Genomic DNA, 23064 nt, shown 5'->3' on the forward strand with positions numbered 1-23064 from the left:
GTAGACCGCCGTGTCGTCCCCCGAGAAGGCCACCACCGGACCCACCCAGAACCAGTCGGTGTTGGGCACCGCACGCGTCAAGCGCGGGATGGCGGAGATGCTCAAGGGCGGCGTGATCATGGACGTGGTCACCCCGGAGCAGGCGAAGATCGCCGAGGACGCAGGCGCCGTGGCCGTCATGGCGCTCGAGCGGGTGCCCGCCGACATCCGCGCCCAGGGTGGCGTGGCCCGCATGAGCGACCCCGACATGATCGAGGGCATCATCGGCGCCGTCTCGATCCCGGTGATGGCCAAGGCCCGCATCGGCCACTTCGTCGAGGCGCAGGTGCTGCAGTCGCTCGGCGTCGACTACGTCGACGAATCCGAGGTGCTCACCCCGGCCGACGAGGCCCACCACATCGACAAGTGGGCCTTCACCGTGCCGTTCGTCTGCGGCGCCACCAACCTGGGCGAGGCGCTGCGCCGCATCTCCGAGGGCGCTGCCATGATCCGCTCCAAGGGTGAGGCCGGCACCGGCAACGTCGTCGAGGCCACCCGGCACATGCGGTCGATCCGCTCCGAGATCCGCAAGCTCGCTGCGCTCGACGAGGCCGAGCTGTACGTCGCCGCGAAGGAGCTGCGGGCGCCGTACGAGCTGGTCGCCGAGGTCGCCAAGGCCGGCAAGCTGCCGGTGGTGCTGTTCACCGCGGGCGGCATCGCCACCCCCGCCGACGCCGCGATGATGATGCAGCTGGGTGCGGAGGGTGTGTTCGTCGGCTCCGGCATCTTCAAGTCCGGCGACCCTGCGAAGCGCGCCGAGGCCATCGTCAAGGCCACCACGTTCCACGACGACCCCGACGTGATCGCCAAGGTCTCGCGTGGCCTCGGCGAGGCGATGGTCGGCATCAACGTCGCGGAGATCCCCGAGGACCAGCGCTACGCCGCGCGCGGCTGGTGACCCGGGCCGTCGCTCGATTCGGTCGAGTTCACCCCCCGGTGCGGTGATCCGCCCGGCCGGAGTAGTGATCACTGCTTAGTGTCCGCCGTGTCCGAGTTGTGACTCGAGGTGCGGGGGAGACGGATGAGGCGATCGCTGACCATTGCGGCCGTCGTCGGGGCGGTCGTGCTCGGGAGCGCCTCGACGGCAGGAGCGGCGCCCCGGCAGGCCCCGCCGCCGCCGGCGGCCCCGGGTACGTCGGCCGGTCACGAGACGAGCGCGGCCGCGCTGCACGACTGGGGCGAGCCGAACCGCGTCGAGGAGTTCAACGGACCCCTCGACGGCAGCTGGAACGTCTACGACGGGCCCGGGCACGCCGGCAAGGGGCGGCGCACCCCCTCCGCGATCAGCTTCGCCGACGGGATCATGACGATCACCGGGAGCCCGGAGGGTGACACCGCGGGCATGGGCTGGGAGCCGGGGCAGCGCTACGGCCGGTGGGAAGGCCGGGTCAAGGCGCCCGCGAGCGACGAGTCCTACAACGCCCTGCTGCTGCTCTGGCCCGACGCCGAGGACTTCCCGGTGGGCGGCGAGATCGACTTCATGGAGATGCTGGACCACACGCGCCAGACCACCAACATCTTCCTGCACTACGGCAAGGACAACGACCAGATCGCGGGCGAGGTGCAGATCGACGGCACCCAGTGGCACAACTGGGCGGTCGAGTGGGCGCCCACCCACATCGCCGCCTTCGTGGACGGGAAGGAGTGGTGGCGCACCGAGAAGACCGAGATCTTCCCGCCGCGCGCCATGCACCTGTGCGTCCAGCTCGACTGGTTCCCCGGTGACGCCAAGGGTGAGGTGCAGGAGTCGCACATGCTGGTCGACTGGGTGAAGCAGTACTCCTACCCGGGGGCCGAGGGTGCGGAGGGCGGCCCCGCCCCGCTGACCGAAGGTGGTCCCGATGCGCTGCGGTCGTCCCAGCGGGCGCAGTCGGGGCGGTAGAACCACCCCTTCGCGACGAGACCGCCGCGGCCCCGCTGCTCGTGCACCTGTCCGCGTCCCCGTCAGATGTACTCCATCACCAGCACGGCGGAGCAGCCCGCTGTGAGGGCTTCGTAGGTGTGCGGGCGGTCGCCGGGGAACCGGGCGTAGTCGCCCACGCCGAGCTCCACCTCGCCGCCGACCGGTCCGGCGCGCCACCGCCCTGATGTGACGATCATGTGCTCGGTGGTGCCGGGGATGTGGCTGTCGGCTTCGCGCTGGGGCCCCGGCTCACCTGCGATGACGTGCAGGTCGCGGCGTGCGCCGGGCGGGCAGGCGGCGAGCAGGGTGCCGCTGAACGGGGCGTGCTCGGACGGGATCGCCACCCCCTCGCCAGCGCGCAGCACCTGCACCGGGGCGGCAGGCGGGTCGACCAGCCTGCTGAACGGGACGTCGAGCACCACGGCGAGCGCCCAGAGCGTCTCCACGCTGGGGTTGCCGGTGCCCGCCTCCAGTTGGGAGAGCGTCGATTTCGCGATGCCGGCGCGGCGGGCGAGCTCGGTGAGGGAGATGCCGTGCCGCTCGCGCTCCCTGCGCAGCGAGGCGGCGATCACGGACAATGGGCCCGTTCGGTCCATCGGACTCCTTGTTCGGCTTGACGAACACGCCTGTTATCGTTCACTCTACTGGACATGCGTTCGCTCACCCGAACACTGCACGCGGACGACCTCCGCGATGCACTCGCGCTGGCAGCCGCGATCGCCGTCGTCGGTGCCTCGTTCGGCGCGCTGGCCGGCACCGCGGGGGTGCCGTTCGTCCTGATGATCGCGCTCTCGGTGGTGGTGTTCGCCGGCGCGTCGCAGTTCCTGGTGGTGGCCGTGGTGGCAGCGGGCGGCAACGTGTTCGCGGCCGTGGCCGCCGGGCTGCTGATGAACGCGCGGCACGTGCCGTTCGGGCTGGCGATCGGCGACACCATCGCCGACCGCTGGCCGGCCCGGCTGCTCGGGGCGCACCTGCTCATCGACGAGTCGGTGGCGTTCTCCCGGGCCAGGGGGAGCGGGCCCCGCGGCCGCGCCGCCTACTGGACCTGCGGGATCCTGCTCTTCGTCTTCTGGAACGCAGGGGCGATCGTGGGCAGGCTGGCCGGCTCCGCCATCCCGGATCCGGCCGCTTTCGGGGTCGACGCCGCGTTCCCCGCCGCGCTGCTGGCCATGCTGCTGCCCGCGCTGCGCCGCGCCGACGCCCGCCGGGTCGGGCTCGCGGCGGCGGTCGTGGCGCTCGCGGCCACCCCGTTCCTGCCCGCCGGTGTGCCGGTGATCGTCGGGCTGCTCGGCCTGCTGGCGGCGCGCACGGCGCGGGAGGCGTCATGAGTTGGGCGGCGGTACTCACGCTGGGCATCGGGACCTACCTGCTGCGGCTGGTCGGGATCGTCCTGCGGGACCGGATGACGGTGCCCGAGCGCGTGGAGCGCTACCTCGACCTGGCGGCCACGGCGCTCCTGGTGGCCCTCGTCGCCACCGCCACCCTCACCGAGGGCGGCGGGTTCGCCGGGTGGGCGCGGCCCGCGGGCGTGCTCGTCGGCGCACTGGCGGCGTGGCGGCGCGTGCCGTTCGTGCTGGTCGTGGTGCTCGCCGCCGCCACGACGGCCGGCCTGCGGATGCTCGGGGTGCCGTAGTGTCCGCCCTCCCGGCGGGGCACTTGGCTATCCGGGCGCCACGTCGTAGCGCGCGAACCGGCGGGTGAACGTCGCGGCGCCCGCGGTGAGCGCCCGCAGGTCCACCGCGTAGCGCAGCAGCTCCACGCTCGGCACCTCGGCCTGCACGAGGGTGCGGCCGTGGCCGGCGACGTCGGTGCCCATCACCCGCCCGCGCCGGCCGGACAGGTCGCCGAGCACCGAGCCCAGGTGCTCGTCGGGCACCCGGATCGACACCGCGTCGTACGGCTCGAGCGTCACCAGCCCGCACGCCTGCGCCGCTTCGCGCAGCGCGAGCGCACCCGCGGTCTGGAACGCGGCGTCGGAGGAGTCCACGCTGTGCGCCTTGCCGTCCACGAGCGTGGCGCGGACGTCGACCACCGGGTAGTGGTCGTCGGTGAGACCGCGCTCGGCCTGCGCCCGGATCCCCTTCTCGACGCTGGGGATGAACTGGTTCGGGACCGAGCCGCCGAAGATCTTGTCGACGAACTCGATCCCGGCACCGCGGGGGAGCGGCTCGAACTCGACGTGGCAGACGGCGTACTGCCCGTGCCCGCCGGACTGCTTGACGTGCCGCCCGGTGACCTTCGCGTGCTTGGCGAGCGTGGTGCGCAGCGGGACGCGGACCGGCTCGGTGTCGACCTCGGCGCCGCCGGCGCGCAGCCGGGAGAGCACGACGTCGGCGTGGGCCTCGCCCATGCACCACAGCACCGTCTGGTGCGTCTCCTGGTTGCGCTCCAGGCGCAGGGTCGGGTCGGCGGCGACGATCTTGGCGAGGGTCTTCACCATCGCGTCCTCGTCACCTCGGGTACGGGCCACCACCGCGACCGGCAGGAGCGGCTCCGGGAGGTTCCAGCAGGAGAGCAGCAACGGGTGGTCGGCGGAGGAGACGGTGTCGCCGGTCTCGGCGCTGCCGATCTTGGTGAGCGCGCAGATGTCGCCCGCGATACAGGCGTCGACCTCGCGCAGGGTGGCCCCCATCGGGCCGTAGACGTGCGCGAGCTTCTCGTCGGCGTCGTGACCGTCCGCCTCGCCGGTGCGCTGCGTCGGGATGCCGGTCGGGTGCCCGCTCACGTGCACGGTGGACTCCGGGCGCAGGGTCCCGGAGAACACCCGTACGAGCGACACCCGGCCGACGTAGGCGTCGGCGGAGGTCCGCACGACCTCGGCGGCCAGCGGGCCCTGCGGGTCGGTGGCGAGCGGCGGGTGTTCGGCGCCGTCGATCCCGGTGACGCGGGGCAGCGGGTGTTCGAGGGGGGACGGGAACCCGCCGACCAGCACCTCGAGGAGCGCGTCCAGTCCCGTGCCGGACGCGGCGCAGACCGGGATGACCGGGTGGAACGTGCCGCGGGCGACCGCGGTCTCCAGGTCGTCGATGAGGGTGCCGACCTCGATGTCCTCGCCGCCGAGGTAGCGGTCCATGAGCGTCTCGTCCTCGGACTGCTCGATGATGCCCTCGATCAGCGCGGCGCGGGCGTCCTCGGCGCCGGGCGGGGCATGGCCGGCCGGGGTCTGGGAGAGCAGCCCGTAGAGGCCGGTGAGGGTGTCGCCGTCGCGCAGCGGCAGGTAGAGCGGGGCGACGCCGTTGCCGAACGCCTCCTGGCAGGCGGCGATGGTGGATTCGATGTCGGCGCGCGGGTTGTCGCAGCGGGCGATGACGACCGCGCGGGGCATGCCCACGGCGGCACATTCCTCCCACTGGGCGACGATCGTGGGGTCGATGGGACCCGCGCGGCCGGCGTTGGCCGGCACGACGAAGAGTGCGGCGTCGGCGGCGCGCAGCCCGGCGCGCAGCTCGCCGACGAAGTCGCCGTAGCCGGGGGTGTCGATCAGGTTGATCTTGGTGCCCTCGTGGAAGAGGGGAGCGACGGACAGCGCGACCGAGCGCTGCTGGCGGACGGCGGCCGGGTCGTGGTCGCAGACGGTGGTGCCGTCGAGCACCGTGCCCGCCCGCGGGATCTCGCCGGTGTGCGCGAGCAGCGCCTCCACCAGCGTCGTCTTCCCGGAACCGGACGGTCCGACGAGAACCGCGTTGCGCACCCGGGCCGGGTCGCTGACGGTGGGGGCCGTCCCACGGCTCCCCGCGCGCTGCCCGGCCTCTGCTCTGACCGCCATCGAGGACCACCTCCGCGACGCTGCGTGTGACGTGCCCGCCATCACACACCCCTCCCGGAACGCCCACAACCCCTGCCGTCCGGCTTCGACCGGCAGGGGTGGAGCGGGTTGCGGGGCGGACGAGGTGGGCAACGCCGGGGAAGGCCGGGCTCGACGCCGACGCCCCGCCGCTCACCGCGCTCCTGTTCTGCTCAGGCCCGAGGCGCCGGGAACAGGAGCTCGGTCTGCTGCCGGCTGACCCGCCGGATGATCACGACGAGCAGGGCGACGACCGGGGCGCACACGACCGCGACCAGGGTGTTGTACAGCGCGACCCCGAAGAGGCCCTGCACCGCCTCCGCGCCCCCGCCGACCAGCCGGCCGTCGGGCGTGTAGGTGAGCACGTGGAACGAGAAGAAGGGCCGGACGACGATCGACACGAGCGCGGCGCCGATCGAGATCCCCCAGCACGCGCGGACCAGGCGCACGGTGTCGCCGGCGGGGCGGTTCGGGCTGCTGCCGACGCAGATGTCCTCGAGGATCGGCCGGAACCACCAGTAGTTCGCGAACGGGACGACCATGCCCCCCACGGAGAAGCCGGGGGAGTAGCGGAAGCGGTACTGCGGGGAGAGGACGCCGGCGTTGGTCCGGGCCCGGTGGACCCAGACGAGCCATGTGGTGGCCGTCGCGATGATGAGCGGAAGCATCAACACCGTGAGCGTGAGCGACCCGGAGGAGTACTGCTCCCAGAACGCGTCGTCGGAGAGCCGGCCGCTGACGTGGTCGGAGAGCAGCCGGTAGTTCGACCAGTCCGAGACGAGGAAGGACGCCAGGAGCAGGCCGGTGGCGACGGCGAGCGCACTGGCGGCCGTGCCCAGTCCGTTGATCGGGCGCGGCCGGGCGGGGGCGGTGGTCGGAGCGGGTTCGGTGGTCATCGGTACCTCCGGAGGGGGCGACGGGACACCAGGGGCGACCCGGGTCGCCCTGATGCGGTTGGGCGCTGTGACGTGAGTCATAAAGGGGTCACCACTGGGCGCCGGGCGGGGGCAGCAGCGCAGCCTGCTGCCGGGAGATGTGGCGCACCACGCGGGCGAACAGGACGGTGCACGCGATGGCGAGGAGGTACTCGACGGTGGCGAACGCCAGCCCGGCGGTGGCCATCCACGTGTTCAGCGTTTCGTCCACGGGCCGGCCGGGCCCGTACAGCTGCGTGCTGATGCCGTGCATGGCGAGGTTGCCGAGCAGGGAGACGGTGGCGGTGACGACGGTGGTCGCCCAGCAGGCGCGGACGAGGCGGGCGCCCCGCGCGTCCGGCGTGTACGGGCTGCTCGCAGTGCAGAGGTCCTCGAGGACCGGGCGGAGGAACCACAGGTTCGCCAACGGGATCAGGAGGAGGCCCACCGACGCGGCGGGTGTGTACCGGGGTCGCAGATGCGGGGACAACGCCGCGGCGTTCGTGCCGGCCCGGTGGACCCACACGAGGGTCGTGACCGCCGCGGCGATCAGGGCGGGTACGAGGAGGATGAGGCCCACGAGCAGCAGGAGGATCGGGGTGTCCAGTCGCTGGACGAGCGAGTCCAGCCCGTCCTGCGGCTCGGTGAACATCGCCGAATAGACCCACCAGCTCGCGACGATTCTCGGCAGGTACGCCACGATGACGGCGATTCCGAGGGCGGTCACGGCGATCGCGAGCCCGCTCACGGATCGGAGCCGGGGCGGCGCGGGGGGCGGCGGGGCGACGTACACGGGTACCTCCGATGCGGGAGCCGGCAGGGGACGGGCCGCTCCCGTTCCAGGTCGGGTCGGCCTCGGTGCGAGCCGGACGACTGCAGGTGGGCGCCCGTCGTTGGGCTGCTGGCTCGGGTGTGGCGCGCCTCACAGTCGATGTCCGCGGATAGGGTGCGGTCCGTGCCAGTTCCCGGTCCCGGATACGCCATCACCGCGCGCGTCGAGGTGCCCGCCTCCGCCAGCGCCGCGGGCGACCTCACGATGGCGGTCGGCCGCGTCGGCGGCGTGGTCACCGCGTTCGACGTGGTCGAGTCCCACACGGCCACGCTCGTCGTCGACATCAGCTGCAACGCGCTGAACGAGTCGCACGCCGAGGAGATCACCGCGACGCTCGAGGCGCTGCCGGGCGTGACGGTGCGCAAGGTCTCCGACCGCACGTTCCTCGTGCACCTGGGCGGGAAGCTGGAGGTGCAGTCGAAGGTCAGCCTCCGCAACCGCGACGACCTCTCGCGCGCCTACACCCCCGGCGTCGCGCGGGTCTGCCAGGCGATCGCGGCCAACCCGGCCGACGCCCGCCGCCTCACGATCAAGCGCAACACGGTCGCCGTGGTCACCGACGGATCAGCGGTGCTCGGGCTGGGCAACCTCGGCGCCGCCGCCGCGATGCCGGTGATGGAGGGCAAGGCGGCGCTGTTCAAACGGTTCGCCGGGGTCGATGCCTGGCCGGTCTGCCTCGACACCCAGGACACCGAGGAGATCATCCGGACGGTCCAGATCCTCGCCCCGGCCTACGGCGGCATCAACCTGGAGGACATCGCCGCACCGCGCTGCTTCGAGATCGAGGCCCGGCTGCGGGAGATGCTCGACATCCCGGTGTTCCACGACGATCAGCACGGCACGGCGGTCGTGGTGCTGGGTGCCCTGCGCAACGCGCTGCGCGTGGTCGGCAAGGAGATCGCCGGCTGCAAGGTGGTGGTGTGCGGCGTCGGCGCCGCAGGCTCGGCGATCATCCGGCTGCTGCAGTCCAACGGCAGTGGTCCCGGTGACGTGGTGGCCGTCGACATCGAGGGGATCGTCCACCGCGACCGTCCGGGGCTCGACGACAACCTGCGCTGGATCGCCGACCACACCAACGACGAGGGGCTCACCGGCTCCCTCGCCGACGCGCTCGTGGGCGCCGACGTGTTCATCGGCGTCTCGGCGCCCAACCTCTTCGGCGCCGAGGAGCTGAAGACGATGGCCCGCGACGCAATCGTGTTCGCGTTGGCCAACCCGGACCCCGAGATCGACCCCGCCGTCGCCACCGCGCACGCCGCCGTCGTCGCCACCGGCCGGTCGGACTACCCGAACCAGATCAACAACGTGCTCGCGTTCCCCGGCGTGTTCCGGGGCCTGCTCGACGCCCAGGCCCGCGACATCACCGACGCGATGCTGCTGGCGGCGTCGCACGCGATCGCCGACGTCGTGACCGAGCCGAACCCCTCGTTCATCGTGCCGAGCGTGTTCGATGCCGCCGTCGCCCCCGCGGTCGCCGAGGCCGTGCGCGAGGCCACGAGGCAGAAGGACGTCGCCCCGGTCTGACCCCACGCGAGTCGGGTCGTGATGCGCGCGAGTTGCGGTCCGGGCGCAGGCGGGCCGGGTCAGCAGGCGAACAGGTGCCGGTCGGGCGGCGGCAGCCAGACCTCGGCGGTCGTGGGCGGGCGGTAGCGGGCCTTCAGGTGCGCGATCAGCCCGGGTAGCAGCGGGTGTCGGTTGTCGCGGCGCCACAGCAGGTAGTGCGGGTAGCACGGCACCGGGGGGGCCACTGGGATCCGGACGAGGTCCGGGTGCCACGGCACGCGCACGCCCTCGCCGGCGAACGTCACCGTCTCCGCCGAGCGGGCCACCTCGTCGAGGAGGTGGTCGAAGCCGAAGTTCGGGCCGCGGGTCTCGATGTTCAGCGCGAACTCGGCGGCGAGGTCGGTGAACCAGGCCGTCCACTCGGTGCCGGGAGCGTTCCCGGGCATCCAGGCGGTGGTGCCGGCGAGCTCGGCCATCGTCACCCGCTTCCGCCCTGCCAGTGGGTGCGCGACTCCGACCAGGACGTGCAGCGGGTCGAGGCGGGCGGGGGTGTGCGCGAGCGCGGGATCCAGCGGGCCGAGCACCCTCGCGAACGCCGCGTCGACGGAGCCGCGCAGCAGCGCCGGCACCGCGGACCGCAGGCCGTCCGAGGTGATGATCTCGACGTCGGCTCCGGAGCTCTCGTGGAACTCCCGGACCAGTTCGGTGGTGGCGAGCCGGGTGCCGAGCACGTCCACGCGCAGCGCCCGTCGACGGGACCGCACGGCGTCGACCGCCTGGTCCGCCGTGGCGAGCAGGGCGCGGGCCGGCAGCAGGAACGCCGCGCCGTCGTCGGTCGGCTCGGCACCCGCGGACGTGCGGCGCAGCAGCGTGGTGCCGAGGTCGGACTCGAGCTTCGCGATCCGCTTGGAGACGGCCTGCTGGGACAGGCCCAGCTCGTCGGCGGCCTCGCCGAAGCGGCGGCACCCGGCGACGGCGACGAACGCGCGCACCGCTCCGAGGTCCAGCTCCACCTTCACCCTCCTGCGACAACCGATGGTTGTCGGTGCTCGCGTGTCTGCTGTTGGACCGCAGGGCACTGCCCTGGCTGGGATGCCTGATCGGAGATCGGCTTCCCACCACCGAGGAGCGTACGCGTGGACTCGTTCGCGCACCTGCACGTCCACACCGAGTACTCGATGCTCGACGGCGCCGCGAAGATCGCAGCACTCGTCGCCGAGGCCGAGCGGCTCGGCATGCCCGCCGTGGCGATGACCGACCACGGCAACCTGCACGGCGCCGACGAGTTCCACCGGGTCGCGAGCCGCAGCGCCGTGAAACCGGTCATCGGGATCGAGGCGTACGTGGCACCGGCGAGCCGGTTCCACCGCAAGCCCGTGTTCTGGGGCCAGGCGCACCAGCGCGGTACCGACGAGCTGGGTGGGGGCGGTGACGTCTCCGGCGGCGGCGCGTACACCCACCTGACGCTGCTGGCGCAGGACGCGACCGGCCTGCGCAACCTGTTCCGGCTCTCCTCGCTCGCCAGCATCGAGGGCTACTACCGCAAGCCGCGGATGGACCGGGAGCTCCTCGAACGGCACGCGGCGGGGATCATCGCCACGACCGGCTGCCCGTCCGGCGAGGTGCAGACCCGGCTGCGGCTGGGGCAGCGCGCGGAGGCGATGCAGGCCGCGTCCGATCTCAAGGACCTGTTCGGCGCCGGCGACGTCTACCTGGAGCTGATGGACCACGGACTGCCGATCGAGCGGTCGGTCCGCGACGGCCTGCTCGAGATCGGCCGAGCCCTCGACCTGCCGCCGCTGGCCACGAACGACTCCCACTACGTCACCCGCGACCAGGCGGCCATGCACGCCGCGCTGCTGTGCGTGCAGTCCGGCAGGACGCTCACCGACCCGACGCGGTTCCGGTTCGACGGCGACGGCTACCACCTGGCCTCGCCTGCTGAGATGCGGGCCTACTGGGACGCGGAGGTGCCCGGCGCAGCCGACAACACCCTCGAGGTGGCAGAGCGGATCGGTTCCTACGCCGAGGTCTGGGAGCACCGCGACCGGATGCCGGTCCCCGACGTGCCGGACGGCCACGACGCGGCGTCCTGGCTCCGGCACACGGTCGCCGAGGGCTTGCGCCGCCGTCTCCGCGCAGGGGTCCCGGACACCTACCGCGAACGGGCCGACTTCGAGATCGACGTGATCGTCCAGAAGGGATTCCCCGGCTACTTCCTGATCACCGCCGACCTCATGGCCCACGCCCGCAGCGTGGGGATCCGCGTGGGGCCCGGCCGCGGGTCGGCGGCCGGCTCGCTGGTGGCGTACGCGCTGGGCATCACCAACCTGGACCCGATCCCGCACGGGCTGCTCTTCGAACGCTTCCTCAACCCCGAACGCGTGTCGATGCCCGACATCGACATGGACTTCGACGACCGCAGGCGCGGCGAGATGGTGCGTTACGCCACCGAGAAGTACGGCGCCGACCGGGTCGCTCAGGTCATCACGTTCGGCACGATCAAGACGAAGGCGGCGATCAAGGACGCCGCCCGCGTGCACTTCGGGCAGGCCGGCTACGCGGTCGCCGACCGGATCTCCAAGGCGCTGCCGCCGCCGGTCGCCGCGAGGGACATCCCGCTCTCCGGGATCGTCGACCCGGCGCACGAGCGCTACGCCGAGGCCGCCGAGGTGCGGACGCTCATCGAGAGCGACGAGACCGCGGCGACGATCGTCGAGACCGCGCGCGGGCTCGAAGGCCTGGTGCGCGGCGCGGGCGTGCACGCCTGCGCGGTGATCATGTCGGCCGAGCCGCTGATCGACGTCGTCCCGCTGTGGCGGCGCGACGACGGCGCGCTGATCACCGGCTGGGACTACCCGTCCTGCGAGGCCATCGGCCTGCTGAAGATGGACTTCCTCGGGCTGCGCAACCTCACGGTGATCGGCGACGCGATCGAGAACGTCCGAGCCAACCGGGGCGTCGACGTCGACCTCGAGAACCTCGCACCGGACGATCCGGAGACCTACGCGCTGCTGGCCCGCGGCGAGAGCCTGGGCGTGTTCCAGCTCGACGGCGCCGCCATGCGGGAGCTGCTGCGCCGCATGCGCCCGACCGGGTTCGGCGACATCATCGCGGTCAACGCCCTCTACCGGCCGGGGCCGATGGCGATGAACACCCACCTGAACTACGCCGACCGCAAGAACGGCCGCCAGCGCGTCGAGCCGATCCACGCCGAGCTCGCCGAGCCGCTCTCCGACATCCTCGCCGAGACCCACGGCCTGGTCGTCTACCAGGAACAGATCATGCAGATCGCGCAGCGGGTGGCGCGCTACTCGATGGGGCGCGCCGACGTCCTGCGCCGCGCGATGGGCAAGAAGAAGAAGGAGGTACTGGAGGAGGAGTTCGACGGCTTCCGCGCCGGCATGCGGGCGCAGGGATTCAGCGACGAGGCGGTGCAGGCGCTGTGGGACACGGTCCTCCCGTTCGCCGGGTACGCGTTCAACAAGTCGCACGCCGCCGGGTACGCGCTGGTCGGCTACTGGACGGCGTACCTCAAGGCGCGCTACCCGGTGGAGTACATGGCGGCCCTGCTGACCTCGGTCGGCAACGACAAGGACAAGTCGGCGGTGTACCTCGCCGAGTGCCGGCGGCTCGGCATCCGGGTCCTCCCGCCCGACGTCAACTCCTCCGCCCGGCGCTTCGCCGCGGTCGGTGACGACATCCGCTTCGGTCTCGAGGCCGTGCGCAACGTCGGCGCGGGCGTCGTCGAGGCGATCCTGCGCACCCGCGAGGACGGCGGGCCGTACCGGTCCTTCGCCGACTTCATGGAGCGCTCCGAGCTCGCGGTCTGTGCCAAGCGGGCGCTCGAGTCGCTCGCCAAGGCCGGGGCGTTCGAGTCGCTGGGTGCGACGCGACGGGCCGTGATCCAGGTCCACGAGGCGGCCGTCGACGCCGTCGTCCCGCTCAAGCGGCGGGCGGCGGCGGGCCAGTACGACCTGTTCGGGGAGGAGACCGCGGACCCCGAATCCACCTCGCCGCTCGCGCACCTGCGGCTGGGCACCGAGGAGTACCCGCGCGCGGAACTGCTCGCCCACGAGCGGGAGATGCTCGGCCTCTACGTCACGGCGCACCCCCTCGACGGCGCGGAGCGCCTGCTGCGACGCCACACCGACCGCTCGATCGCCGCCCTGCTCGCCGATCGGCCCCGCGAGGGGGTGGTCACGGTCGCCGGCCTGATCACCGCCGTGGACCGGCGCGTCGACAAGAAGGGCGAGCCGTGGGCGATCTGCACCCTCGAGGACCTCGACTCGGGCCTGGAGGTCCTGTTCTTCGCCCGGACGTACGCGGCGGTCGCAGCGCAGCTCGCCGACGACACCGCTGTTGCCGTCACCGGGCGGGTGAGCTGGCGGGAGGACCGGATGTCGGTGTTCGGCGAGTCGCTGGTCGTGCTGGACCTGGCCGCGACCGGGCCGGAGCCGCTGGTGCTCTCGTGCGGGCCCGAGCGGTTCGACGCCGACGCGGTCGACGAGCTGCGCCGCACCCTGCTCGCACACCCGGGCGACACGCCCGTGCACGTCCGCCTCGACGGGCGGCGCGGGCCGCGGCTCTTCGCGCTCGACGACTACCCGGTCGAGATCACCTCGGCGCTGCTGGGCGAGCTGAAGGGCGTGCCGGGGATCGCCGTCCCACCGGCGACGTACCCTGGAGGGCGTGGTTCCGGTGATCGGCGTGCTCGCATTGCAGGGTGACGTCCGCGAGCACGTGGCGGCCCTCACGGCCTGCGGTGACGTGCGCGCGGTGCCGGTGCGACGCCCGTCCGAGCTCGACGCGGTGGACGCCCTGGTGATCCCCGGCGGCGAGTCCACCACGATGAGCCGGCTGCTGCAGACGTTCGACCTGCTCGACCCGCTGCGCAAGCGCATCGTCGACGGGATGCCCGCCTACGGCTCCTGCGCCGGGATGATCCTGCTGGCCGGCGAGGTCCTGGACGGCCGCCCCGACCAGCAGCAGCTCGGCGGCCTCGACGTCGTGGTGCGGCGCAACGCCTTCGGTCGCCAGGTCGACTCCTTCGAGACCGACCTGGAGTTCAGCGGCCTCCCAGGCGGCCCGGTCCGCGCGGTGTTCATCCGCGCCCCGTGGGTGGAGTCGGTGGGGCCTGCGGTCGAGGTGCTCGCCACCGTCCCGGCACGCACCCTCACGGGCGCCGACGCGGGGGCGGCGGCCGGACGCGCGGTGGCCGTGCGGCAGGGCTCGGTGATCGCCACCGCCTTCCACCCGGAGCTGACGGGCGACCTGCGGGTCCACGGCCTCTTCTGCGAGCTGGTGAAGACGGCGACGGGGTAACCCGTCGATCGGCAGGTTTCACCCAGGCCTGTTGATCACGGCCTTGCTGACTGCGCTGCGCCGTCCCGGCCCTATGGCCTCCTGGCGGCGCCGCGCATTGTGCGGGGCCGCCCCTCCCAGGTCAAGGGCGCCTTCGGCGTCGCTGCGCGATCGCTTTGCGACCCTTGACCTGGGAGCCTCTGCGGCCCCTCGGGCAAGCTGCGCGGGCAGGCCGGGGGCCTGCCCCGGTAGGCGCGCGGCGCCGCCAGGAGGCGGTCCCGCGCATGATCAGCAGCTCGGATCTGTGTGGCCTGCAGCGACGATCAAGGCTGATGGCCGCGATCAAGGGAGATCGGCCACGATCAAGGGCAGATGGTCGCTGTTGAAGATCAACTAGCCGCCATTTCGCCTTGATCGCCGATCAGGCCCCGGTGCGCGGCTGTGGTTGGTCCTCATTGGGGAAGATCGCCGATTCGGTGCGCTCACGGCGGGCCGGGCAGCCGTGGGTGCGCCAGATCGCCGATCATCGGGGCGCGGAGGCCTCATGATCGGTGTTTCGGCGCGTTCACGGCCGGATTCCGCCGTAGAGGCACCAACGCCGTGATCATGCCCGTGGGCCCGCCTTCGGTGGCGCCGCGCGCCCTCCGGGCAGGCCCCGGCCTGCCCGCGAAGTGCCGCCCGGAGGGGCCGCAGAGGCTCGCCTGTCAAGGGTCGCGAAGCGATCGCGAAGCGACGCCGGAGGCGCCCTTGACGGGTGAGGGGCGGCCCCGCACGATGCGCGGCGCCACCGACGGTGCGGCTGGGGGTCGGCTCCGGCGTGGCCTCCGGGGCGCTGCCGCAGGCGGTGAGCAGCCCTGCGAGCCCGGCGGACGTGAGCAGCGAGCGCCGGGACAGCGCGGCACGGAGCCCGCCGATGCCCGGCTCGTCAGGGGCGAGGAGGAACACGACGCGATGTTAGGTGAGCCTGACCTGAAACCGTGGGCGAGAGGACTCCGAGGGGGCGCGACGGCCGCCGCCGGTACCATCGACGGGATCTGTGCACGGCGAAGGGACTAGACGGTGAGCGGCCACTCCAAATGGGCGACGACGAAGCACAAGAAGGCCGTCATCGACGCTCGGCGCGGCAAGATGTTCGCCAAGCTGATCAAGAACATCGAGGTCGCCGCGCGTACCGGCGGCGGTGATCCCGACGGCAACCCCACGCTCTACGACGCCATCCAGAAGGCGAAGAAGAGCTCGGTGCCCAACGACAACATCGAGCGTGCCATCAAGCGCGGCTCGGGCGCCGACGCCGGCGGCGCGGACTACCAGACGATCACCTACGAGGGTTACGGCCCCAACGGCGTCGCGGTGCTGATCGAGTGCCTCACCGACAACCGCAACCGGGCCGCCACCGAGGTGCGCCTCGCGATGACCCGCAACGGTGGCCAGATGGCCGACCCCGGCTCGGTGGCCTACCTGTTCACCCGCAAGGGCGTGGTGATCGTCCCGAAGAACGGGCTCACCGAGGACGACGTGCTCATGGCCGTGCTCGACGCGGGCGCTGAGGAGGTCAACGACCTCGGCGAGAGCTTCGAGATCGTCTCCGAGGCCACCGACCTCATCGCGGTGCGCACCGCGCTGCAGGAGGCCGGCATCGACTACGACTCGGCCGACCCCACGTTCCTGCCGTCGATGTCGGTGCCGCTGGATGCCGAGGCGGCCAAGAAGGTGTTCCGGCTCATCGAGGCCCTCGAGGACTCCGACGAGGTCCAGAACGTCTACGCCAACTTCGACGTGTCCGACGAGGTCATGGCCGAGGTCGGCTGACCCGCCCGCAGCCGCTACGAACGGCGCTCCCCGCCCGGGGGAGCGCCGTTCGTCTTCTCCGGCACCCGCAGGCGGTGCACGGACACCCGCGCCGGGCGCACCGAGCGGCCGTCGACCTCCAGGCCGGGTTCCAGCAGGGCGGCCACGGTGCGGTCGAGCGCCGCGTCGTCTGTGGTCAGGACCTCCGCCGCCTCCATCGTGGCGGCGCTGAACGCGTGCCCGGGGCGCGGTGAGACCAGGGTGCCGCCACGGCCGGCGAGCAACCGCTCCAGCCCGGCCGCGATCGCCTCGAACGCCGCGCGCTCCTTGCGGGTGCGGGTGGTCGCCGCGCAGGCCAGCGCGTCGGATCGCAGGGCGTGCAGCTCCACGAGCAGCGGCACGTCCGGACCGGCCCGCGTGCCGCCCTCCGCCAGCCGGGCGAGCGCTGCGGACTGGCGCGTGACGAGCCGTGACAGGTCGTCCACCTTGTCAGCGAGGTCCTGCAGTGAGGGGTCGGCCACCCGGGGGAACCTATCGCTACTCTCCGGTCGTGGCCGTCCACGGTATCGATCTCGGCACCACGAACTCCGCCATCGCCCACACCGGAATCGACGGACGGCCCGAGGTGCTCGAAGGGCTGGCGGGTTCGCCCACCACGCCGTCGGTGGTGTTGTTCGCCGGCCCGGACGAGCACGTCGTGGGGGAAGGGGCGCGCCGGGAGGCGCGGCTCGACCCCGAGCACGTTTGCGCGCTGGTGAAGCGCCGGATGGGCGACGCCGAGTGGCGGTTCGTGGCGCACGGCAAGGCCTGGTCGGCGCCCGCGGTGTCGGCGCTGATCCTGAAGAGCCTCGTCGCCGACGCCGCGTTCGCCACCGGGGAGACCCAGACGTCCGCGGTGATCACCGTGCCCGCCTACTTCGGCGACGAGGAGCGGCGCGCCACGGTCCTGGCCGGCACCTATGCCGGGCTGGACGTCGTCGACGTGCTGTCCGAGCCGATCGCCGCCGCGCTGTCCTACGGATTCGGGCGGCTCGACGCCACGCCGGACCTCGCCAAGGGGGATGCGCACGAGACCGTGCTCGTCTACGACCTCGGCGGCGGCACCTTCGACGCCACCGTGATCGAGCTGGCCGACCGGCGCATCGCCGTGCTCGCCGTGGAGGGCGACCACCAGCTCGGTGGCGCTGACTGGGACGAGCGGATCGCCCTGCACCTGTCCCGCCGGTTCTGCGCCGAGAACCCCGACGCCGAGGACCCCCTGGACGACTCCGCGGGGTCACAGGCGCTGGTGCTCGCCGCCGAGCGCGCCAAGCACCAGCTCACCGACGCCGACAGCACCGACGTGGTCGTCGCCCACGACGGCGCCCGCTCGGTCGTCAGGATCACCCGGGCCGAGCTGGAGGAGATGACGGCCCCGTTGCTGCGTCGCACCCTCGACCTCACCCGCGCCTGCCTCGCGGAGGCCGCCCGCCGCGGGGTTCCTCGCGTCGACCGCGTGCTGCTCGTCGGCGGATCGTCGCGGATGCCGGTCGTCGCCGCCGCCCTCCGCGACGAGCTGGGGCTCGAGCCGCGGCTGCACGACCCCGATCTCGCCGTCGCCCGCGGCGCGGCGCTGTACGGGGAGAAGAAGGAGCTCGAGCGGATGGTCGCCGCCGACCTGCGCACCCGCGGCCGGCTGCGCGACGGCGTCCCGCTCGACGACGCCGCGGCCCCTGATCTGGACGACGCCTGCCGCCGCGTCGCGGACGCCTACGGGGTGGCGCTGGTGCAGGTGCGCCGCGCGGTGGAGATCCAGGTCGACACGGTCGTCTCCCGCGGGTTCGGCGTGCTCGCGATCAACGGGTTCACCGGCCGGCTCGAGGCGTCATGGCTGGTGCACCGCAACGACCGACTGCCCATCCGCACCAGCCGCTCGTACGGCACCATGCGCGCCGACCAGGACGTCATCCAGGTCACCGTCGTCGAGCAGCAGGGCCAGGCGGAGTCGGCCCGGCCGGAGGACGTGAAGATCCTCATCGCGGGGGAGATCACCGGCATCCCGCCCGGCTACGACGAGGGCAGCGAGGTGCGGGTGACGTTCGAGATGGGGTTCGACGGGGTCCTGCACGTCACCGCGTTCCACCTCGACGCCGGCATCCCCCTGCAGCTCACCGCCACCACCGGGGCCACGCTCTCCCAGGCCGAGGTGGCGCGCGAGCGCGACCAGCTGGGGAAGACCCGCCGACGTGGCTGATCTTGCGCCGTTCGATCCCAACGACTACCGCAAGCGCGTGCTCGCCGCCGTCGAGAAGCGCGGCGGGCCGGACGCGTCGGACCCGTTCGAGCTCTACGACCTGCCCCCGGTCGACGACCTGGACGACGCCGCCGTCGCCGAGCAGGTCGCCGAGGTGTGGGCCGCTTGGCAGCGCCAGCGCGACCACCCGAAGTACCGGGTGCTCGTCGGGCTGCTCGTGCAGCAGCACGCGCAGCGCAGCGCCGAGCTGCTCGACGCCCGGCGGCGCCGGATGGCCGCGGCTCGGGTGCGCGCGCAGCGGGAGCAGCGCGACTCCGCGCGCTACGAGCTGCTCGACGCCGCCATCCGCCGCCTGGTGCAGCGGCACCGCGGGATCCCCGCGGACAAGGTGGAGGGCCTGTACGAGGTGGGTGCGCTCGCGGGGCTGAGCCGCGCCGAGGTGGACGCGCGGTTGGGGCGGCACCGGGTGCTGCCGACGGCCGCGTCGGCACGGGAGCCTGCGATCGGACCGGAGCGCCGCCGGCAGGTGCGCGCCCTGCTGGACGAGTTCGGCAGGCTCACCGGCGATCCGGCACCGCCCACCCTGCTCGCGCTGCTCGGGCTGGGCCCGGACGCCACGGCCGAGCAGGTGCGCACCATGGCGGGCGCCTGGCGGGCACGCGCCCGGGAGCTGCCGCCGGAGCGGCTGCGGGCCGTGGTGGACGAGCTGCTCGTGCACGTGTCCGAGCTGCTGGAGCCGGGGCGCGAGGCCGTCGACGCCTACCTGGAGGCGGTGGCGGCCGACGTCGCCGAGTACCTGCGCCCCCGGGTGCGCGCCGCGGTGCTGGTGGAGGACCGGCTGGTCGCCGAGGACCGGGAACACCTGCTGGAGGAGGCCCTGGAGCTCGGGCTGGACCGCCGCCGGGTGGCCGCGCTGATCGCCGCGCTGGCCGAGGAGCTGGGGGTGGGCGTCGACGGGCCCGCGCCTGCTCCTGCGCCGCCGGCCCCGCCCCGCGTGCGGGAGTGGGAGGAGCCGCTGAAGGCGGCCCGTGCGGCGCTGCGGGCGGGCCGGCCTGCGGAGGCGCAGCGCCTCGTCGGGGTTGCCGAGCAGCACGCCGGCCACGACGGGGGCACGCGGGTGCGGGCGGTCGCCGGCGAGGTCGCCGCCGTGCTCGCCGACGCCGAGACCCGCTGGCGCGCAGCCATGGCCGCCGTCGAGGCACGTCGGTGGAGCGAGGCCGTCGAGATCCTGGACGGGCTCCGGCGGACCGCGGCCGACGTACCCGGCCCGCGGGGTTCCTCCGTCGAGGATCTGCTGCGGGAGGCGCGCGCCGCGCTGGAGCGGGCCGACCGGGCCGTCGCCGCCGCGCTCGGCGGTCCGGTGGCCGACCGGGCCCGGGCCCTGTCCGCGGTGCTCGCCGACTGCGCCGGCCACCCCGGCGCCACCGCGGCCCTGCAGCAGATCCCTGTCGCCGCCCCGGCCTGGGTCAGCGCGGCCCGCGACGCCCGGGGCGACGTCCTGGTGCTGTGGGCCGCGTCCATCACGCCCGACGTCGCGTACCGGGTGAGCCGGCAGGGCAGCGACGGCCGGTGGCAGGTGCTGGGCCGCACCGACACCACCTCCATGGACGACGGCGGAGCTCCGGTCGGGGTCGAGGTTCCGGTGTACGCGGTGGTGGCGATGCACGCCGGACGCGCATCGGGGGAGACGCGCTCGGACGCCGTGCACGCGGTGGAGCCGATTGCCGTTGCCCGTGGGCCGCAGCCGCCCCGGGACGTCCGTGCGCTGCGCACCGCGGGCGGCACCGTGCGCGTCAGCTGGACCGGATCGGGCGAGGTCGAGTACCGGGTGCGCAGCCTGACCCCGGACGGGCGATGGCGGGTGGTCGGGCGCACGCGGGACCTGTCGATCGAGGACGGCGGTGCCCCCTCGAACGGCCCCGTACCCGTGTACGGGGTGAGTGCGGCGGCCGGCGGCGAGCGCTCGCCGGAGATCCACTCGGCGCCGTGACGTCCGGAGAGCTCGAGGCCGTCGACGGGGACGCCGCCGGATCCCGCGACGTGGGCGTTGCCTTCATCCTGTCCGTACTCGCCGGCAGTAATGTGCGCAACCGCGGGTTGGAGGCGCAGGGGGGCGAGACCCACACGACGGCCGACGGGCCGGCCGCAGACCACGGCGGCGTCTGATCAACCTGCGATCTGTTCACGGCTACGAGGGGGTACGTGTGAGTATCAACATGACCAAGGGTCAGAGGGTGTCGCTGGCCAAGCGCGGCGGCGGCACCCTGACCCTGGTCCGGATGGGCCTGGGATGGGACGCGGTGAAGAAGCGCGGCCTGTTCGGCTCGAAGTCCCAGTCGATCGACCTCGACGCGTCCGCGCTGCTGTTCGACACCGGGGGGAACCTGGTCGACGCCGTGTGGTTCCGGCAGCTGCGCAGCGGGGACGGCGCCGTGCAGCACACCGGCGACAACCTCACCGGTGCCGGCGAGGGCGACGACGAGTCGATCCTGGTGGACCTCACCCGGCTGTCGCCGAGCACCACGCAGATCGTCTTCACGGTCAACTCGTTCACCGGCCAGGACTTCTCGCAGATCGAGAACGCCTTCTGCCGGCTGATCGACGACACCACGAACGACGAGCTGGCCCGCTACCAGCTCACGGGATCGGGCCGGCACAACGCGCAGATCATGGCCAAGGTGAGCCGGGACGGCGCGGGCGCGTGGAGCATGACCGCGATCGGCGCCACCGCCAGTGGCCGCACCTTCCAGGACCTGCTCCCCGCCACCTCCGCCCACCTCTAAGCGAGCACGCCCCAGCCATGGGGCGGCACGACGACGCGGGCGGCCGGGCCCGCCCGGCGCAGCTCCCCGCTGCCCGCGAGCAGCTCGGATGTCCCCGGAGCAGGCAGGTCGGCCGCGTCGTCGTCGAGGTTGAGCGCGAGCAGGAGGCGGTGGTCGCCGTCCCCCTGCTCGGCCACGGACTCCAGCACCGCCAGCCGGTTGTGCAGTTCCACCGGAGTGGTCCGGGCCCGGTGGAGCCACGGGTGCCGGCGGCGCAGCCCGATCAGCTGCTGGTGGAGCCGGTAGGTCGGCCACCCCCACGGGGCGAGCCCGTCCGGGCCCTCGTCCGGGAAGGCGGGGCGGATCGCGTCGTCCCCGCCCTCCCGGTGCTCCTTCACACCGCGGAACGCCTGCTCGTCCCCGTAGTAGATCGACGGGGTCCCGCCGACGGTCAGCAGGACCGCGAGGGCGTGCGGGAGATGCCGCTCGTCCGGGAGCGCCGACGCGATCCGCGTGACGTCGTGGTTGCCGACGAACGTCAGCGGCACGAACGAGTCGAGGAAGTCGTTGTGCCGCTGCAGCGCCCATGCGAGCTCGTGGAGGTTGCGGTCGGCGAGCGAGCTCCACACCGCCTTCCACAGCTCGTACTGGGTAACCGCGTCGACACCGCTGCGCTCGACGATCTCCCCGTAGTCGCCGTGGATGACCTCGGCCACGACGTAGGCGTCCGGATGCCGGGCCCGGACCCGGGGGAGCACGGCCGCCCAGAACTCGGGCGGCACCGCGTACGCCGCGTCCAGCCGCCACCCGTCGGCGCCTGCATCGAGCCAGTGGTTCATGACGTCCACGACGTAGTCCGCGACCGCGGGGTTGGCGTGGTCGAGGGCGACCAGGGCGTGATGGCCCTCGAAGGTGTCGTACTCGGGTTCCGACCCCGGCCCGGCGGCGTCCGGCCGGCTCCGCCGGAACCAGCCGGCCTCCGGCGCTCCCGGCCCCTCCGCGAGGGTGCGGGCGAACGCCGGGAACCCCCGGCCGACGTGGTGGAACACCCCGTCGAGCAGCACGCGCAGGCCGCGGGCACGGGCCGCGGCGAAGAGGTCGGCGAGGTCGTCGGCGTCGCCGAGCCGCGGGTCGACGCGGAAGTGGTCCACCGTGTCGTAGCCGTGCGTCCCGGAGGCGAACACCGGGCCGAGCGCGAGCCCGGAGGCGCCCAGCTCCACGGCGTAGTCCAGCCACCCGACGATGCGGTGGAGCCGGTGGCGCACCGGGCCGTCGATCGAGTCGAGGGCCGGCTCGGCCCCCACGAACCCGAGCGGGAACACCTGCCACCAGATCGCGTGCCGGACCCAGTCGTCACCCATCGCGCCTCCCGAGCATCCGCCGTCCGCGCCACCGACGGCCAGCCTCGCGCAAGCTCCGGTCGTCCGCTCGGCGGCGTTCCCGGTCGGTTCGGGACCGCCCTGACGACAGCAGAGCCACTTTCCTGCCACGAGGCTGCAGGAAAGTGGCTCTGCTGTAACGGGCGCTGGGCCTACAGGTCGAAGTCGGCAGGCGAGATGCCGACCGCGTTGCAGACGTCGCGCACGGTGCGCTTCTCGTTCTCGTCGAAGGAGCCGTCGGCGCCGCCGATGATGATGCCGACCTGGATCACGGCACGGGCGGCCTCCGGCTTCGACTTGAGCTTGCCGATGGTCGCGACGGATTCCAGCTTGCCGAACTCGAAGTCCTTCTCCAGCTTCGAGGCATAGAACTCGAAGTGCTGCTGCAGCTCCGAGGGCGGGAACACCGACAGTGCGTCGTTGCTGGAGATGAAGCCGATCATCTTGGTCCGCTCATCGGCGGAGATGGTGCCGTCGGCCGCGGCGATGAGGGCGCACATCGCCATGCTCGCCTTCGCGAAGTCCTTGTTCTGGAACTTGCCGACCTGCACCTTCGTGTCGGCCGTCAATCCCTGCAGCCGGGACTTGAGCTGGTCCCACAGCGCCATGGTGTTCCTCTCGGG

The 23064-nt window shown here is 73.0% G+C and carries 20 protein-coding genes; 12 read left to right on the plus strand and 8 right to left on the minus strand.

What is annotated here, in order from left to right:
- The first annotated feature begins 10 nt into the window (after nt 1-10).
- Complete coding sequence (gene pdxS / locus FHX44_RS33810) at nt 11-937, plus strand: pyridoxal 5'-phosphate synthase lyase subunit PdxS (protein WP_212612772.1); 927 nt, start codon at nt 11-13, stop codon at nt 935-937.
- Nucleotides 938-1060: 123 nt separating this feature from the next.
- Nucleotides 1061-1921, plus strand: a complete 861-nt coding sequence (locus FHX44_RS33815) for a glycoside hydrolase family 16 protein (RefSeq protein WP_147259491.1) — start codon at nt 1061-1063, stop codon at nt 1919-1921.
- A 62-nt stretch (nt 1922-1983) separates the two neighbouring features.
- Here FHX44_RS33815 and FHX44_RS33820 read toward each other — a convergent pair whose 3' ends face one another.
- Nucleotides 1984-2538 (minus strand): helix-turn-helix domain-containing protein, encoded by a 555-nt coding sequence (locus FHX44_RS33820; RefSeq protein ID WP_147259492.1) that lies wholly within the window; start codon nt 2536-2538, stop codon nt 1984-1986.
- Nucleotides 2539-2592: 54 nt separating this feature from the next.
- Between FHX44_RS33820 and FHX44_RS33825 the strand changes: the two genes are divergently transcribed.
- Together FHX44_RS33825 and FHX44_RS33830 are read left to right on the plus strand one after the other, a co-directional pair.
- Nucleotides 2593-3270 carry an AzlC family ABC transporter permease gene (locus tag FHX44_RS33825; protein ID WP_147259493.1) on the plus strand — a complete coding sequence of 226 codons (678 nt, stop codon included), beginning with the start codon at nt 2593-2595 and terminating at the stop codon, nt 3268-3270.
- Nucleotides 3267-3575, plus strand: coding sequence for an AzlD domain-containing protein (locus FHX44_RS33830; RefSeq protein WP_147259494.1), 309 nt, complete (start codon nt 3267-3269; stop codon nt 3573-3575). Before FHX44_RS33825 ends, FHX44_RS33830 begins: the two co-directional genes overlap by 4 nt.
- A 27-nt stretch (nt 3576-3602) precedes the next feature.
- On the opposite strand, the gene FHX44_RS33835 is transcribed toward FHX44_RS33830, so the two are convergent.
- The 3 genes from FHX44_RS33835 to FHX44_RS33845 form a co-directional block, all read right to left on the minus strand.
- Entirely contained in the window at nt 3603-5708 is a 2106-nt protein-coding gene (locus FHX44_RS33835) for an elongation factor G-like protein EF-G2 (protein ID WP_147259495.1), read from the minus strand.
- Between the two features lie 191 nt (nt 5709-5899).
- Nucleotides 5900-6622, minus strand: a complete 723-nt coding sequence (locus tag FHX44_RS33840) for a DUF4328 domain-containing protein (RefSeq protein ID WP_170309147.1) — start codon at nt 6620-6622, stop codon at nt 5900-5902.
- 88 nt (nt 6623-6710) lie between these two features.
- Entirely contained in the window at nt 6711-7388 is a 678-nt protein-coding gene (locus tag FHX44_RS33845) for a DUF4328 domain-containing protein (protein ID WP_147259497.1), read from the minus strand.
- Nucleotides 7389-7595: 207 nt separating this feature from the next.
- Between FHX44_RS33845 and FHX44_RS33850 the strand changes: the two genes are divergently transcribed.
- On the plus strand, nt 7596-8996 hold the full coding sequence (locus FHX44_RS33850; RefSeq protein WP_147259498.1) for an NAD-dependent malic enzyme: 1401 nt from the start codon (nt 7596-7598) through the stop codon (nt 8994-8996).
- Nucleotides 8997-9055: 59 nt separating this feature from the next.
- On the opposite strand, the gene FHX44_RS33855 is transcribed toward FHX44_RS33850, so the two are convergent.
- Entirely contained in the window at nt 9056-9988 is a 933-nt protein-coding gene (locus FHX44_RS33855; RefSeq protein WP_147259499.1) for a LysR family transcriptional regulator, read from the minus strand.
- Nucleotides 9989-10153: 165 nt separating this feature from the next.
- Between FHX44_RS33855 and dnaE the strand changes: the two genes are divergently transcribed.
- From dnaE to FHX44_RS33870, 3 genes are all read left to right on the plus strand, one after another.
- The gene (gene dnaE, locus FHX44_RS33860) at nt 10154-13705 is read left to right on the plus strand and encodes a DNA polymerase III subunit alpha (protein WP_246171029.1); all 3552 of its coding nucleotides are present in this window, start codon (nt 10154-10156) and stop codon (nt 13703-13705) included.
- Complete coding sequence (gene pdxT, locus FHX44_RS33865; protein WP_170309148.1) at nt 13668-14300, plus strand: pyridoxal 5'-phosphate synthase glutaminase subunit PdxT; 633 nt, start codon at nt 13668-13670, stop codon at nt 14298-14300. The genes dnaE and pdxT overlap by 38 nt, the downstream gene beginning before the upstream one ends.
- Before the next feature lie 1038 nt (nt 14301-15338).
- A complete protein-coding gene (locus FHX44_RS33870; RefSeq protein ID WP_147259502.1) occupies nt 15339-16088 on the plus strand; it encodes a YebC/PmpR family DNA-binding transcriptional regulator in 750 nt (249 codons plus the stop codon).
- A 14-nt stretch (nt 16089-16102) separates the two neighbouring features.
- On the opposite strand, the gene FHX44_RS33875 is transcribed toward FHX44_RS33870, so the two are convergent.
- Nucleotides 16103-16588, minus strand: a complete 486-nt coding sequence (locus FHX44_RS33875; protein ID WP_147259503.1) for a nucleotide exchange factor GrpE — start codon at nt 16586-16588, stop codon at nt 16103-16105.
- Between the two features lie 29 nt (nt 16589-16617).
- Here FHX44_RS33875 and FHX44_RS33880 point away from each other — a divergent pair, with 29 nt between their 5' ends.
- From FHX44_RS33880 to FHX44_RS33895, 4 genes are read left to right on the plus strand one after another with little or no spacing between them, the layout of a single operon-like run.
- Complete coding sequence (locus FHX44_RS33880; protein ID WP_147259504.1) at nt 16618-18300, plus strand: Hsp70 family protein; 1683 nt, start codon at nt 16618-16620, stop codon at nt 18298-18300.
- Entirely contained in the window at nt 18293-20290 is a 1998-nt protein-coding gene (locus FHX44_RS42440; protein WP_170309149.1) for a fibronectin type III domain-containing protein, read from the plus strand. Before FHX44_RS33880 ends, FHX44_RS42440 begins: the two co-directional genes overlap by 8 nt.
- Complete coding sequence (locus FHX44_RS33890) at nt 20287-20466, plus strand: hypothetical protein (RefSeq protein ID WP_147259505.1); 180 nt, start codon at nt 20287-20289, stop codon at nt 20464-20466. Before FHX44_RS42440 ends, FHX44_RS33890 begins: the two co-directional genes overlap by 4 nt.
- Before the next feature lie 50 nt (nt 20467-20516).
- Nucleotides 20517-21083: a TerD family protein gene (locus tag FHX44_RS33895; RefSeq protein WP_212612773.1), complete on the plus strand. Its 567-nt coding sequence runs from the start codon at nt 20517-20519 to the stop codon at nt 21081-21083.
- On the opposite strand, the gene FHX44_RS33900 is transcribed toward FHX44_RS33895, so the two are convergent.
- Both FHX44_RS33900 and FHX44_RS33905 read right to left on the minus strand, forming a co-directional pair.
- The gene (locus FHX44_RS33900; RefSeq protein ID WP_147259507.1) at nt 21080-22423 is read right to left on the minus strand and encodes an alpha-amylase family protein; all 1344 of its coding nucleotides are present in this window, start codon (nt 22421-22423) and stop codon (nt 21080-21082) included. The two genes, FHX44_RS33895 and FHX44_RS33900, sit on opposite strands and share 4 nt — an antisense overlap.
- A 170-nt stretch (nt 22424-22593) precedes the next feature.
- On the minus strand, nt 22594-23049 hold the full coding sequence (locus tag FHX44_RS33905; protein ID WP_147259508.1) for a tellurite resistance TerB family protein: 456 nt from the start codon (nt 23047-23049) through the stop codon (nt 22594-22596).
- Nucleotides 23050-23064: the final 15 nt, after the last annotated feature.

Source organism: Pseudonocardia hierapolitana (assembly GCF_007994075.1).
GTDB classification, from domain to species: Bacteria; Actinomycetota; Actinomycetes; order Mycobacteriales; family Pseudonocardiaceae; genus Pseudonocardia; species Pseudonocardia hierapolitana.